This window comes from Pseudomonas sp. P5_109, assembly GCF_034009455.1.
Lineage (GTDB): Bacteria > Pseudomonadota > Gammaproteobacteria > Pseudomonadales > Pseudomonadaceae > Aquipseudomonas.
In genome coordinates, this window is the sequence record NZ_CP125380.1 from 4,599,640 (window position 1) to 4,613,652 (window position 14,013).

Sequence of the window (14,013 nt, forward strand, 5' to 3'; positions counted from 1 at the left end):
TCGGTATGCCTGATGCAACGCAATAGCAGGTTTTGGGGTCGCTTCGCGACCCAACGGGGGCAAGCCCCCTCGCCACAAAAGCCCGCCCCCACAGGTTTTGCGTTTTATTCCTGGATCACGTCCGCCCCTTTCGGGATGTCGAACTTGAACTTGGACGCCGGGATCGGCTCGTTGGCCTTCACCCCGGTGAACAGGATATTAGTGCGCTGGCCGACACTGTCGATCAGTTGCATGTCATTGACCAGACCATTGCGGAACGACAACCGCAGGCTATCGAACAGGGTGTCCTTGGTCTTCGGCTTCAGGGTGAAGTCGATCACGCCGCCGGCTTCCTTGGCACTGATGTCGAAGCTCTGGCTGATCTTGGACACATCACCGGACAGCAGCAAGGCCGGGGTCTGGGTCAGGCGCTGGTCGAGGTTCTTGATGGTGGCCTGTTCCAGGTCAGGGTCCCACAGGGTGACCTTCTTGCCATCGGAAACCATGGTCTGCTCGGCTGGTGCATCCGTGTGCCAGTAGAACAGGCCCGGACGCTGCAAGGACATGTCGCCGGCGGTTTCCTGCAACTGGGTGCCACTACCATCCAGGGTCAGTTGCGAGAAACGCGCGGTCAGGGTCTGGGATTTTTCCAGCAATTGGGTCAGGCGCGCCACGTCCTTGTCATCGGCGTGAGCCTGGAGCGTGGTCAAGGCCAGTACCGGCAGCAACAGCATGCGGATCAGACGCATGGGAGTCCTCATAACATTCGTGGGAGTGCGGGCGGCGCCAAAGGCACCCCCCCTTTCATACTCGGGTCAGTCACGCACCGGGCCAGGGGCCAGGACTTCACGCGAACCGTTAGTGTTCATGGACGTCACGACCCCGGCCATTTCCATGGCTTCGATCATGCGCGCGGCGCGGTTGTAGCCGATCTTCAGCTTGCGCTGAACCGCGGAAATGGAGGCGCGACGGCTTTCCAGGACGAACTGCACCGCTTCGTCGTACAGCGCGTCGGCCTCGGGATCATCACCGTCACCACCACCGCTGCTGCCTTCGAAACCGCTGCCAGCCTCTTCGACGCCATTGAGAATGTCGTCGTTGTATTCCGGCGCGCCCCGCAGTTTCCAGGCTTCCACCACGCGGTGAACCTCATCGTCGGACACGAAAGCACCGTGAACACGAATCGGCAGGCTGGTGCCCGGCGGCATGTAGAGCATGTCACCGTGGCCCAGCAGTTGTTCGGCACCGCCCTGGTCGATGATGGTCCGCGAGTCGATCTTGCTCGATACCTGGAACGCCATGCGGGTCGGAATGTTGGCCTTGATCAGACCGGTGATCACGTCCACAGACGGACGCTGGGTCGCAAGGATCAAGTGGATACCGGCCGCACGCGCCTTCTGGGCGATACGCGCGATCAGTTCTTCAACCTTCTTGCCGACGATCATCATCATGTCGGCGAATTCGTCCACGACCACGACGATGGTTGGCAGCTTTTGCAGCAGTGGCGCTTCGTCGTGGATGCTTTCGCGCTTGTACAGCGGATCGCTCAACGGCGTGCCGGCGTCCTGGGCTTCCTTGACCTTGGCGTTGAAGCCCGAGAGGTTTCGCACGCCCATCTTGGCCATCAGCTTGTAGCGTCGCTCCATCTCGGCAACGCTCCAGCGCAGGGCGTTGGCGGCGTCCTTCATGTCGGTGACCACCGGGCACAGCAGGTGCGGAATGCCTTCGTAGATCGACAGCTCCAGCATTTTCGGGTCGATCATGATCAGCTTGGCGTCTTCCGGGCCGGACTTGAACAGGATCGACAGGATCATCGCGTTCACGCCCACCGACTTACCGGAACCGGTAGTACCGGCCACCAGCAGGTGGGGCATTTTCGCCAGGTCAGTGATGACCGGCTTGCCGCCGATGTCGTGGCCCAGGGCCAGGGTGACCGGGGATTTGAAGTTGTCGTACTCGGGGGTGGACAACACTTCGGAGAAACGCACGATCTGCCGGTCTTCGTTGGGGATCTCGATACCGACCGTGGTCTTGCCCGGAATCACTTCCACCACGCGCACGCTGGTCACGGCCAGGGAGCGCGCAAGGTCTTTGGCCAGGTTGGAAATACGGCTGACCTTGACGCCGGCCGCCGGCTGGATTTCGTAACGGGTAATCACCGGACCCGGGTGAATCGAATCAACCGCGACTTCAACGCCGAATTCCTTGAGCTTGATTTCCAGCAAGTGGCCAACCGCAGCCAGGGATTCAGGCGAGTAGTTGAGCTGTTTCTTTTCCGCCGGATCGAGAATCGAAATCGGCGGCAAGGTGCCTTCCACGGCGCTGTCGACGAACAGTGGCGCCTGCTTCTCTTTTTCGACGCGCTTGCTCGGTGCGGCAGGTTTTGGCGGCGCGGGTGCAATCACCGGCGGCACCTGCTTCTCGCGCTCGGACATGTGTTTGCTCAGGGCTTGCTCACGCTCGATCAGCCGTTCCTTGACCTTGGCCTGCTCGCGCTTGTCGGTGACGGTCGGCGCGACCACTTCATCCATACGGTTGTCGACTTCACGCAACTGGGCAACCAGCTGTTTACGCTCGGTACGGGCCGCCCACCAGCGATTGGCCGCGCCCTGGAACAGTTCAAACAGGTCGAGGGTGATCTTGCCGGTGATGTCCATCACCTTGAACCACGACAGGTCGGTAAACACGGTCAGGCCGAACAGGAACAACGCAATGAACAACAGCGTGCTGCCCTGGATATTCAGGGCGTTCCTGGCCAGTTCGCCGAGGCTTTCGCCCAGCGCACCGCCCGCCCCGGCCGGCAGACCGGTCGCGGCATGGAAATGGATATGGGCCAGGGCCGCACCCGACAACACCAGGAACACCAGGCCGATCAGGCGCCAGGAGAACAGCCAGCCGCTCCACTGCCACGGCTCGTGACGCTGGCGGAAGATCTGGTACGCCTTGATCGCCAGCAACAACGGGAAGATGTAGGCGAAATAACCCAGCACCATGAACAGGATATCGGCGCTGTAGGAGCCCGCAGGCCCGCCGAAGTTCTGCACGTCGTCGATCTTGCTGTTATGACTCCAGCCCGGATCGTCCTTGCCATAGGTCAACAAGGCCATCATCAGGAACAGGCACAAGGCACCGATGGCGATCAGCGCACCTTCCTTGAGTCGGTAGTGCAAGTGCTGGCGCCAGAGCGGAACGACGGCTGGTTTAGGTGCTGCGGTGGATTTCTTCAAAACGCTTCTTTTCCTGCGCCATGGGCGCGTCCATCTGGTGAATGTCTATAAAAACTGCCAAAAAACCGCCCAATCCAGGCAGGTAAAAAAGTTAACACGTGTAACCGGGACTACTTTTAACACTGCGCTTCGGTTTTTATAAACACGGCGCGCACTGAATATATGTAACACGCAGGGCATTGTACGGGTTTGTGCGCACGACGCCATGCTTGAGACCCTTGGGTGTAGCATAGTCAACAGCACATGACATGCTGTTCAATTTGAGCACGCATTCTCTTTTGTGACAAAGGCTTATGAGGTGTTTTTATGAGCGAAGCGAAGCATTCCCGCCTGATTATCCTGGGCTCCGGCCCTGCCGGTTACAGCGCAGCCGTTTATGCCGCCCGCGCCAACCTCAAGCCCGTCGTCATTACCGGCATACAGGCAGGTGGCCAGCTCACCACCACCGTCGAAGTCGATAACTGGCCAGGCGACGTAGAAGGCCTGACCGGACCGGTGCTGATGGAGCGCATGCAAAAACACGCCGAACGCTTTGCCACCGAGATCGTTTACGACCACATCCATACGGCCAAGTTGCAACAACGGCCGTTTGAACTGATTGGCGATGGCGCAACTTATACCTGTGACGCACTGATCATTGCCACCGGCGCTTCCGCACAATACCTGGGCCTGCCATCGGAAGAAGCCTTCGCTGGCAAAGGGGTTTCGGCGTGCGCGACCTGTGACGGGTTCTTCTATCGCAACCAAGTGGTCGCGGTGGTCGGCGGCGGTAATACGGCAGTCGAGGAAGCCTTGTACCTGTCCAACATCGCCAAGGAAGTGCACCTGATCCATCGGCGCGACAAGCTGCGCTCGGAGAAAATCCTCCAGGACAAACTCTTCGAAAAAGCCGCCAGCGGCAATGTCCGCCTGCACTGGAACCAGAATCTGGACGAAGTGCTCGGCGATGCCAGCGGCGTGACCGGCGCCCGCCTGCGCGACAGCCACACCGGCGAAACCAGGGAGCTGCCGTTGGCCGGGGTGTTTATCGCCATCGGCCATAAACCCAACACCGACCTGTTCACGGGCCAACTGGAAATGCGCGACGGGTATCTGCTGGTCAAGGGTGGCAGCGAAGGCGATGCCACCGCTACGGCGATTGCAGGCGTGTTTGCCGCCGGCGACGTGGCCGACCACGTTTATCGCCAGGCCGTTACGTCTGCCGGGGCCGGTTGCATGGCGGCACTGGACGCCGAAAAATACCTCGACGACATTCCTGCCGTTTGAAGGCAAACTTTACGGCGGGCCAACACCCGCCACTGCCCTCCCCTTCTGCAAGCCCGGATGCCATGCTGACTTGGTTACAACGCAACACCTTGCATTTCCCACCGCTGGAAAAGGCCATGCGCGACCCCAACGGGCTCCTGGCTGCCGGCGGTGACCTGTCCGCCGATCGGCTGATCTCGGCTTATCGCCACGGCTGCTTCCCCTGGTTTTCCGAAGGCCAGCCGATTTTGTGGTGGTCTCCGGACCCGCGCACGGTGTTATTTCCCGACGAATTGCACGTTTCGCGCAGCCTGAACAAACTGCTGCGCCAGCAACGCTATCAAGTGACCTTCGACCAGGACTTCGCCGCCGTCATCCGCGCCTGTGCCGCGCCTCGGGACTACGCCGACGGCACCTGGATCACCGAGGCGATGCAGGACGCCTACATCGAACTGCACAGGCGCGGCCACGCGCACTCGGTGGAAGTGTGGGACGGGGACGAACTGGTCGGTGGACTGTATGGCCTGGCGATGGGCCAGTTGTTTTTCGGCGAGTCCATGTTCAGCCGCGCTGACAACGCCTCGAAATTCGGTTTTGCCACGCTGGTCCGGCATCTGAAAGACTCGGGTTTTGTGCTGATCGACTGCCAGATGCCCACCGATCACCTGCACAGCCTCGGAGCCCGGGCGATACCTCGTCGAGAGTTTGCCAACTACCTGGCCCAGCATCTGGATCAACCCAATCGCGCGACCTGGGTTTGCTGAGCGACTTTTGCGCAGGTGGCTTACACTTAATCCAAAGCACTATCCCGAGGGTTGATCATGACCGAGTTGGCGCGTTTGAAGTTCTATGCCACTCAGCCGCACTCTTGCAGTTATCTGCCCGAGGAGCAGGCCACAACCCTGTTCCTCGACCCTAGCCAGCCCATGGATGTGCATGTCTATGCAGACCTGTCGGAGATGGGGTTTCGTCGCAGTGGCGATCATCTCTACCGGCCGCATTGCCAGAATTGCAATGCCTGCGTTCCGGCGCGCATTCCCGTGGGGCAGTTCACGCCCAACCGGCAACAGAAACGCATCTTCAAGCGTAATGCGGATTTGCAGGTACGTCCGGCCAAGCCCTGCTTCAGCGAAGAGTACTTCGACCTTTACCAGCGCTATATCGAGCAGCGTCATGCCGATGGCGATATGTACCCGCCAAGTCGCGACCAATTTTCCACATTCCTGGTGCGGGATCTGCCGTTTTCACGCTTTTATGAGTTCCGCCTGAACGGCCAACTGCTGGCCGTCGCTGTCACCGACTTGCTGCCGAATGGCCTTTCGGCGGTTTATACCTTTTACGAACCCTCCGAAGAGCGCCGCAGCCTCGGGCGTTTCGCAATCCTCTGGCAAATCGGCGAGGCCAGGCGGCTGGGGCTGGAAGCGGTCTACCTCGGCTACTGGATCAAAAACTGCAAAAAGATGAACTACAAGACTCAATATCGCCCCATTGAGTTGCTGATTAATCAGCGCTGGGTGGTTCTAAACTAGAGCAGGCCCTAAACCCCTTGGCTTAAACCCCATTTTTCGGGCACAATGCACGCCGCTTTTGCCTGGCGCAGTTGCACCGGGCCATTCATTGGACACCGAGGGCTTTACTGCATGTCGAAAGAAGACAGCTTCGAAATGGAAGGCACTGTCGTCGACACCCTGCCCAACACCATGTTTCGTGTGGAGTTGGAAAATGGGCACGTCGTAACCGCGCACATCTCCGGCAAGATGCGCAAGAACTACATCCGTATTCTTACTGGCGACAAAGTGCGCGTCGAGCTGACTCCCTATGACTTGAGCAAAGGGCGCATCACTTACCGCGCCCGCTAAGGTAGGAGCGAGCTTGCTCGCGAAAAACCTGAGAGCACCGCGTCAAGTCAGAGTCCCCGCTTCATCGTTGACGAACATCGCGAGCAAGCTCGCTCCTACAGGCGTAGGGCCGGCTCGCTAATCAAGTCAACACAAAACGCCCGGCTTATGCCGGGCGTTCTTGTTTGTCTGCGATTTACCTGGCGCACCCGGACAATGTGGGAGCGGGCTTGCCCGCGAATGCGATCTGTCTGGCACAGGGATGCTGGATATGCCGACGCTTTCGCGAGCAAGCCCGCTCCCACACTGGATTTGTGCATGACCTGCAGACAGCAAAAAGGCGCCTTTCGGCGCCTTTTTGCTTTGCTTTTGAACGTCAGGCCATCTCGGCCGTGGTCTCGAACTCGAAGGTCAGCTCGCCGTCCTTGATGTCGATGTGCACCACACCGCCATGTTCGGCCAGTTCGCCAAAGAGAATCTCCTCCGCCAGCGGACGCTTGATCTTGTCCTGGATCAGGCGAGCCATTGGGCGAGCACCCATCGCCGCGTCGTAACCACCTTCGGCCAGCCAACTGCGGGCCGCATCGGTGACTTCCAGCAACACTCGCTTGTCTTCCAGTTGCGCCTGAAGCTCGGTAAGGAACTTGTCCACCACGCTCTTGATGACCTCATGGCTGAGGCGACCAAACTGGATGATGGTGTCCAGACGGTTGCGGAATTCCGGCGTGAAGCTCTTCTTGATCACTTCCATCGCATCGGACGAGTGATCCTGATAGGTGAAACCGATCGAAGCGCGGGCTGCGGTCTCGGCACCGGCGTTGGTCGTCATGATGACGATCACGTTACGGAAATCCGCCTTGCGCCCGTTGTTATCGGTCAACGTACCGTGGTCCATCACCTGCAGCAGCAGGTTGAAGACTTCCGGATGCGCCTTCTCGATTTCATCGAGCAACAGCACGCAGTGTGGCTGCTTGGTGATGGCCTCGGTGAGCAGACCGCCCTGATCGAACCCCACATACCCTGGAGGCGCACCGATCAGACGCGATACGGTGTGGCGCTCCATGTACTCGGACATGTCGAAACGAATCAGCTCGACACCCAGCGCCTTGGCCAACTGACGCGCCGCTTCGGTCTTACCGACACCGGTAGGCCCTGCGAACAGGAACGAACCGACAGGCTTGTCAGGGGACTTGAGGCCGGCACGGGACAGCTTGATCGCGGTGGCCAGCGAATCGATCGCGGCATCCTGACCAAACACGGTCAACTTCAGGTCACGTTCGAGGTTACGCAGCAGCTCCTTGTCGGAACTGGTGACGTGTTTTGGCGGAATCCGCGCGATTTTCGCGACGATGTCCTCGACTTGCGGCACTTCGATGCGCTTCACACGCTTCTCGACCGGTTGCAGGCGCTGGTAGGCACCCGCCTCGTCGATTACATCGATCGCCTTGTCCGGCATGTGCCGGTCATTGATATAGCGCGAAGCCAGTTCGGCAGCCGCACGCAGGGCTTCATCACTGTATTCGATATTGTGATGGCTTTCGAAACGCCCCTTCAGGCCGCGCAGAATGCCAATGGTGTCTTCCACCGAAGGCTCCGACACATCGACCTTCTGGAAGCGCCGGGCCAAGGCACGGTCCTTCTCGAAGATGCCGCGGAATTCCTGGAAGGTGGTCGAACCGATGCAACGGATATCACCCGAGGACAGCAGCGGCTTGAGCAGGTTCGAGGCATCCATGACGCCACCGGACGCGGCACCCGCACCAATGATGGTGTGGATCTCGTCGATGAACAGGATCGCCTGCGGACGTTTTTTCAGCTCATTGAGCAGCGCCTTGAAGCGCTTCTCGAAATCGCCACGGTACTTGGTACCGGCCAGCAAGGCACCCAGGTCGAGGGAATAAACCACGCTATTGGCCAGCAGGTCCGGCACCTGGTTGTCGACAATGCGCTTGGCCAGGCCTTCGGCAATCGCGGTTTTACCCACGCCCGCCTCGCCCACCAGCAGCGGATTGTTTTTGCGACGACGCGCCAGGATCTGCGCGACACGCTCGACTTCCAGCTCACGCCCCACCAACGGATCGATACGACCCTGGCGCGCGAGTTCGTTGAGGTTGCTGGCATAAGCATCCAGGGGATTGCCCGAGGAAGAAGACTCACCACCCTCGTCGTCCTGCATATCTTGCTCACCTTCAGAGTGATCGCCGTGCCCCGGCACCTTGGAAATGCCATGGGCGATGTAGTTGACGACATCTATACGGGCAACGCTCTGCTGTTTCAGCAGGAACACTGCCTGACTCTCTTGCTCACTGAAGATCGCGACCAGCACGTTGGCGCCAGTCACTTCGCGTTTGCCCGAGCTCTGTACGTGAAACACAGCACGTTGCAGGACACGCTGGAAGCCCAGGGTTGGCTGGGTTTCGCGATCCTCGTCATGCACGGGGATCAATGGCGTGGTGGAGTCGATGAACTCCTGCAGGTCATGCTTGAGTTTGTCGAGGTTCGCGCCGCACGCACGCAATACGGTGGCGGCAGCCTCATTGTCCAATAGGGCCAGCAGAAGGTGTTCGACGGTCATGAATTCATGACGCTTCGAACGGGCCTCCTTGAAGGCAAGATTGAGGGTGACTTCGAGCTCGCGGTTTAACATAGCTTCACCTCATACCCAAGTGTCCGGCGATTAACCGTCCTTCTCGATTTCACAGAGTAGCGGATGCTGGCTTTCCCTGGCGTACTGGTTGACCTGCATGGCCTTGGTCTCGGCGATGTCGCGGGTAAACACTCCACATACTGCCCGTCCTTCTGTATGGACGGCCAGCATGACCTTGGTCGCCAGCTCGCGATTCAGGTTAAAAAACACCTCGAGCACTTCGACGACGAAATCCATCGGTGTGTAGTCATCATTAAACAAAACCACCTTGTACATCGGCGGCGCCTGTAAAGCAGGCTTGGCCTCCTGAACAGCAATGCCTGCGGAATCGTCGTCGTGCTCCTCCGGGCGATCTTTCTGGAGAGTCGGGCGATCCTGATTGAATGTTAGTCGAATCTGGCTGATTGCATGCATGGAAAGAAAGGTTCGTCAGTTGTGCAAATACAGTGGTGGGGGCGGCTATCAGCGATTTCAACTCCGACTGCCGGGTCAGCTTGACTATCGGCAAAACGGTGTTACAACCAATAGAGCCCACAGTGGGTAAAAAAGGTCCGCGGAGTCAATCTTATTTACAGATTCGACTGCGGATGTACTGGATGATACTCCAGTGATGGAGTCTGTTGCAGAGGGAGTTGGGTATGTCAGTCGGCAAGGTGAAATGGTTCAACAATGCCAAGGGATTCGGTTTCATTAACACCGACGCCAAAGAAGGCCGTGACGAGGACGGCAAGGATATCGATTTCTTTGCCCACTATTCGGCCATCGACATGGATGGCTACAAGACCCTCAAGGCCGGACAAGTCGTCAACTTCGAGATCGTTCAGGGCCCCAAAGGCTTGCATGCCGTAAAAATTACGTCTGCCACTCACCCGAGCGAAAAGATTGCCTCCGCCACCGGGCACGAAACGGTGTCGAGCTGACGCAACCCGTCATCCAGTCATAAAAAAACCGCCTGACTCAACTTCTTGAATCAGGCGGCTTTTTGTGTGCCTGCGTTTTTCTTACATGTGCGAGATCAGCGCATCGCCGAAGCCGGAAGACGAAACCAGTTTCGCACCCTCCATCAAGCGCTCGAAGTCATAAGTCACGGTCTTGGCGGAAATCGCGCCATTGGTGCCCTTGATGATCAGGTCTGCCGCTTCGGTCCAGCCCATGTGGCGCAGCATCATTTCAGCGGACAGGATCAGCGAACCCGGGTTGACCTGGTCCTTGCCGGCGTACTTCGGTGCCGTACCGTGGGTGGCTTCGAACATGGCCACGGTGTCGGACAGGTTGGCACCCGGCGCGATACCGATACCGCCCACTTCCGCCGCCAGGGCGTCGGAGAGGTAGTCGCCGTTCAGGTTCAGGGTCGCGATCACATCGTACTCGGCCGGGCGCAGCAGGATCTGCTGGAGCATGGCGTCGGCAATGGCATCCTTGACGACAACGTTCTTGCCGGTTTTCGGGTTCTTGAACTGCATCCAAGGACCGCCGTCGAGCAGGGTCGCGCCGAACTCCTCGGCCGCCACTTCGTAGGCCCATTCCTTGAAGGCACCTTCGGTGAACTTCATGATGTTGCCTTTGTGCACGATGGTCAGCGAGTCGCGATCGTTGTCGACCACATATTGCAGGGCCTTGCGCGCCAGACGCTTGGTGCCTTGCAGGGACACCGGCTTGACGCCGATCCCGCAGTTCTCGTCGAAACGGATCTTGGTGACGCCCATTTCTTCTTTAAGGAACTTGATGACCTTGGTGGCTTCCGGCGTACCGGCCTTCCACTCGATGCCAGCGTAGATGTCTTCGGAGTTCTCGCGGAAGATGGTCATGTCGACATCGCCTGGCTTCTTGACCGGGCTAGGCACGCCTTCGAACCAGCGCACCGGACGCAGGCAGACGTACAGGTCGAGTTGCTGGCGCAGGGCCACGTTCAGGGAACGGATGCCGCCACCGACCGGGGTGGTCAGCGGGCCCTTGATGGAAACCACGTAATCCTTGACCGCGTCCAGGGTTTCCTGAGGCAGCCAGGTGTCTTGATCGTAGACCTGAGTCGCTTTTTCCCCGGCGTACACTTCCATCCAGGAAATCTTGCGCTCGCCACCGTAAGCCTTCTTAACAGCAGCATCGACAACCTTGATCATGACCGGGCTGATGTCGACACCAATGCCGTCGCCTTCGATGAAGGGGATGATCGGGTTATTAGGAACATTGAGAGAATGGTCTGCATTGACGGTGATTTTGTCGCCGACGGCTGGAACCTGAATCTTCTTGTAACCCATGCTGAACTCCATTGATTGGATTGAACATCTGGCTTGGTTCGAGCGTAACCCAGTTGAATCGGCGCGCAAACCCTATGTTCCGTCCAACTGCCGCAAAGCCTTGAAACTCGCGAGATACAAGCCTGAAAGCAAAGGGAAAAACGCCAAACTCAAGCACGACGAATGACCTTACGCCCTCCTCGCCCCTGCGACCTTTAGACCAATGGACGACATTCGTTGCGTATGAACCATCGGCAGATTGCCAGCTACCTATGTATAATGCCGCCGCTGACTAAAGGGTCACGTCAGGTTGAACGGCCCGCTGCTGGGTAAATAGCGACGAGCGTTTCCGCCAAAGGCCGGTCTGTTACCGCAGCCCGGCTACTTGACACCCTACTGATGCACCCAACATCACAGCAACGAAACCTCGATATTCGGCTCATGGATGACTTTGAACGAACGCGCTTACCCGGCGCCCTCGAGTTTCTGCGCACGCTTTAGCAAAGAAGAGAGAGTTAATCCGAATATGCCCACCCGCTCGAAGATCATCTATACCTTCACCGACGAAGCTCCTGCCCTCGCCACCTATTCACTGTTGCCTATCGTAGAGGCCTTCACCGCCTCGGCTGATATCGCCGTTGAAACCCGCGATATCTCTCTTGCAGGGCGCATCCTGGCCAGCTTCCCCGAGCAACTGGGCGACAAAGCCGTAGCCGACCACCTCGCCGAACTGGGCGCCCTGGCCGTTACGCCTGAAGCCAACATCATCAAGCTGCCGAACATCAGCGCTTCGGTTCCGCAACTGCAGGCCGCGATCAAAGAGCTGCAAGCTCAAGGCTACGCACTGCCGGACTACCCTGAGACCGTCACCAGCGACGCCGACAAAGACGCCAAGGCCCGCTACGACAAGATCAAGGGCAGCGCCGTGAACCCGGTTCTGCGTGAAGGCAACTCCGACCGCCGCGCTCCGCTGTCGGTCAAGAACTACGCACGCAAGCACCCGCACAAAATGGGCGCCTGGGCCAAGGACTCCAAGTCCCACGTCGCGCACATGAGCACCGGCGATTTCTACGGCAGCGAAAAAGCCGCCCTGATCGACGCCGCTGACGCCGTGAAAATCGAACTGATCGCTCAAGACGGCACCACCACCGTCCTGAAAGAAAAAACCAGCGTACAAGCCGGTGAGATCCTCGATTGCGCGGTCATGAGCAAAAACGCCCTGCGCACCTTCATTGCCGCTGAAATCGAAAGCGCCAAGGCCCAAGGCGTGCTGCTGTCGGTTCACTTGAAGGCCACCATGATGAAGGTCTCCGACCCGATCATGTTCGGCCAGATCGTTGCCGAGTTCTATAAAGACGCACTGGCCAAGCACGCTGACGTGCTGGCACAGATCGGCTTCAACCTGAACAACGGCATCGGCGACCTGTACGCCCGCATCAAGGCCCTGCCTGCTGAACAGCAAGCTGCGATCGAAGCTGACATCCAGGCGGTCTACGCCATTCGCCCTTCCCTGGCGATGGTCAACTCCGACAAAGGCATCACCAACCTGCACGTGCCGAGCGACGTGATCGTCGACGCCTCGATGCCGGCGATGATCCGTGACTCCGGCAAGATGTGGGGCACCGATGGCCAACTGCACGACACCAAGGCCGTAATCCCGGATCGCTGCTACGCCACCATCTACCAGGCAGTGATCGAAGACTGCAAGGCCAATGGCGCGTTCGATCCGACCACCATGGGCAGCGTGCCGAACGTTGGCCTGATGGCGAAAAAAGCCGAAGAGTACGGCTCCCACGACAAGACTTTCCAGATCAAGGCTGACGGCGTTGTTCGCGTCACCGACAGCAAGGGCAACCTGCTGCTGGAGCAGTCGGTCGAAGCCGGCGACATCTTCCGCATGTGCCAGACCAAAGACGCGCCGATCCAGGACTGGGTCAAACTGGCCGTCAACCGTGCTCGCGCAAGCAGCACCCCGGCGATCTTCTGGCTGGACCCGATGCGCGCCCACGATGGCGTAGTGATCGAGAAAGTTCAGGCTTACCTGAAGGATCACGACACTGCCGGCCTGGACATCCAGATCATGTCGCCTGTCGACGCCATGAAGTACACCCTGCAGCGTACCCGCGAAGGTAAAGACACCATCTCGGTAACCGGCAACGTACTGCGCGACTACCTGACCGACCTGTTCCCGATCATGGAACTGGGCACCAGCGCCAAGATGCTGTCGATTGTTCCGCTGATGAACGGCGGTGGCCTGTTCGAAACCGGCGCTGGCGGTTCGGCTCCGAAACACGTTCAGCAGTTGCTGGAAGAAAACTTCCTGCGCTGGGATTCGCTGGGTGAATTCCTGGCCCTGGCCGCGTCCCTGGAACACCTGGGCGTGACCTACGACAATCCCAAGGCGCTGGTTCTGGCCAAGACCCTGGACCAGGCTACCGGCCAGTTCCTGGACAACAACAAGTCGCCATCGCGCAAAGTCGGCAACATCGACAACCGCGGCAGCCACTTCTACCTGGCGCTGTACTGGGCTCAGGCCCTGGCTGCCCAGACCGAAGACTCTGCACTGCAAGCGCAGTTCGCGACCCTGGCCAAGACCCTGACCGAGAACGAGGCGACCATCGTTGCCGAACTCAACGCCGTTCAGGGCAAGCCAGTGGACATCGGCGGTTACTACCACGCCGACGCCGAGCTGATCAGCAAGGCCATGCGCCCAAGCGCAACCTTCAACGCGGCGGTCGCTGCGCTGGTTTAAGGTTGTAAGGGAACATCACAAACCCCGGCCCTGTGCCGGGGTTTGTGTTTTCAGACCTTACACAAATCCCATGTGGGAGCGGGCTTGC

General features: G+C 58.9%; 12 protein-coding genes. 7 read left to right on the forward strand and 5 right to left on the reverse strand.

Features of this window, described 5'->3' with window-relative positions:
• Positions 1–104: 104 nt before the first annotated feature.
• Both lolA and QMK54_RS20565 read right to left on the reverse strand, forming a co-directional pair.
• The gene (gene lolA / locus QMK54_RS20560) at positions 105–728 is read right to left on the reverse strand and encodes an outer membrane lipoprotein chaperone LolA (RefSeq protein ID WP_110663261.1); all 624 of its coding nucleotides are present in this window, start codon (positions 726–728) and stop codon (positions 105–107) included.
• A 66-nt stretch (positions 729–794) separates the two neighbouring features.
• Positions 795–3,206, reverse strand: a complete 2,412-nt coding sequence (locus tag QMK54_RS20565) for a DNA translocase FtsK (protein WP_103395492.1) — start codon at positions 3,204–3,206, stop codon at positions 795–797.
• A 306-nt stretch (positions 3,207–3,512) separates the two neighbouring features.
• On the opposite strand from QMK54_RS20565, the gene trxB reads away from it, so the two are divergent.
• From trxB to infA, 4 genes are all read left to right on the forward strand, one after another.
• Entirely contained in the window at positions 3,513–4,472 is a 960-nt protein-coding gene (gene trxB / locus QMK54_RS20570; protein WP_110662495.1) for a thioredoxin-disulfide reductase, read from the forward strand.
• Positions 4,473–4,534: 62 nt separating this feature from the next.
• A complete protein-coding gene (gene aat, locus QMK54_RS20575; RefSeq protein ID WP_320401249.1) occupies positions 4,535–5,215 on the forward strand; it encodes a leucyl/phenylalanyl-tRNA--protein transferase in 681 nt (226 codons plus the stop codon).
• A gap of 57 nt (positions 5,216–5,272) precedes the next feature.
• Positions 5,273–5,980: an arginyltransferase gene (locus tag QMK54_RS20580; protein WP_110663072.1), complete on the forward strand. Its 708-nt coding sequence runs from the start codon at positions 5,273–5,275 to the stop codon at positions 5,978–5,980.
• Positions 5,981–6,091: 111 nt separating this feature from the next.
• Entirely contained in the window at positions 6,092–6,310 is a 219-nt protein-coding gene (gene infA / locus QMK54_RS20585; protein ID WP_002553999.1) for a translation initiation factor IF-1, read from the forward strand.
• A 355-nt stretch (positions 6,311–6,665) separates the two neighbouring features.
• On the opposite strand, the gene clpA is transcribed toward infA, so the two are convergent.
• Positions 6,666–8,936, reverse strand: coding sequence for an ATP-dependent Clp protease ATP-binding subunit ClpA (gene clpA, locus QMK54_RS20590; RefSeq protein WP_110660637.1), 2,271 nt, complete (start codon positions 8,934–8,936; stop codon positions 6,666–6,668).
• A gap of 30 nt (positions 8,937–8,966) precedes the next feature.
• On the reverse strand, positions 8,967–9,350 hold the full coding sequence (clpS, locus tag QMK54_RS20595) for an ATP-dependent Clp protease adapter ClpS (RefSeq protein WP_020799529.1): 384 nt from the start codon (positions 9,348–9,350) through the stop codon (positions 8,967–8,969).
• 224 nt (positions 9,351–9,574) lie between these two features.
• Between clpS and QMK54_RS20600 the strand changes: the two genes are divergently transcribed.
• Positions 9,575–9,856 (forward strand): cold shock domain-containing protein, encoded by a 282-nt coding sequence (locus QMK54_RS20600; RefSeq protein ID WP_110660638.1) that lies wholly within the window; start codon positions 9,575–9,577, stop codon positions 9,854–9,856.
• A gap of 81 nt (positions 9,857–9,937) precedes the next feature.
• Here QMK54_RS20600 and icd read toward each other — a convergent pair whose 3' ends face one another.
• The gene (gene icd, locus QMK54_RS20605; protein WP_057399856.1) at positions 9,938–11,194 is read right to left on the reverse strand and encodes an NADP-dependent isocitrate dehydrogenase; all 1,257 of its coding nucleotides are present in this window, start codon (positions 11,192–11,194) and stop codon (positions 9,938–9,940) included.
• Here icd and QMK54_RS20610 point away from each other — a divergent pair.
• Positions 11,193–11,360, forward strand: coding sequence for a hypothetical protein (locus QMK54_RS20610; protein WP_320401250.1), 168 nt, complete (start codon positions 11,193–11,195; stop codon positions 11,358–11,360). The genes icd and QMK54_RS20610 overlap by 2 nt on opposite strands.
• A gap of 339 nt (positions 11,361–11,699) precedes the next feature.
• A complete protein-coding gene (locus QMK54_RS20615) occupies positions 11,700–13,925 on the forward strand; it encodes an NADP-dependent isocitrate dehydrogenase (RefSeq protein WP_320401251.1) in 2,226 nt (741 codons plus the stop codon).
• Positions 13,926–14,013 lie beyond the last annotated feature (88 nt).

What these genes read in the sequence shown, in the direction of transcription:
- lolA (WP_110663261.1), bottom strand. Translation starts at nt 728, where the DNA reads ATGCGTCTGATCCGCATGCTGTTGCTGCCGGTACTGGCCTTGACCACG.
- trxB (WP_110662495.1), top strand. Translation starts at nt 3,513, where the DNA reads ATGAGCGAAGCGAAGCATTCCCGCCTGATTATCCTGGGCTCCGGCCCT.
- aat (WP_320401249.1), top strand. Translation starts at nt 4,535, where the DNA reads ATGCTGACTTGGTTACAACGCAACACCTTGCATTTCCCACCGCTGGAA.
- QMK54_RS20580 (WP_110663072.1), top strand. Translation starts at nt 5,273, where the DNA reads ATGACCGAGTTGGCGCGTTTGAAGTTCTATGCCACTCAGCCGCACTCT.
- infA (WP_002553999.1), top strand. Translation starts at nt 6,092, where the DNA reads ATGTCGAAAGAAGACAGCTTCGAAATGGAAGGCACTGTCGTCGACACC.
- clpA (WP_110660637.1), bottom strand. Translation starts at nt 8,936, where the DNA reads ATGTTAAACCGCGAGCTCGAAGTCACCCTCAATCTTGCCTTCAAGGAG.
- clpS (WP_020799529.1), bottom strand. Translation starts at nt 9,350, where the DNA reads ATGCATGCAATCAGCCAGATTCGACTAACATTCAATCAGGATCGCCCG.
- QMK54_RS20600 (WP_110660638.1), top strand. Translation starts at nt 9,575, where the DNA reads ATGTCAGTCGGCAAGGTGAAATGGTTCAACAATGCCAAGGGATTCGGT.
- QMK54_RS20610 (WP_320401250.1), top strand. Translation starts at nt 11,193, where the DNA reads ATGCTGAACTCCATTGATTGGATTGAACATCTGGCTTGGTTCGAGCGT.
- icd (WP_057399856.1), bottom strand. Translation starts at nt 11,194, where the DNA reads ATGGGTTACAAGAAGATTCAGGTTCCAGCCGTCGGCGACAAAATCACC.
- QMK54_RS20615 (WP_320401251.1), top strand. Translation starts at nt 11,700, where the DNA reads ATGCCCACCCGCTCGAAGATCATCTATACCTTCACCGACGAAGCTCCT.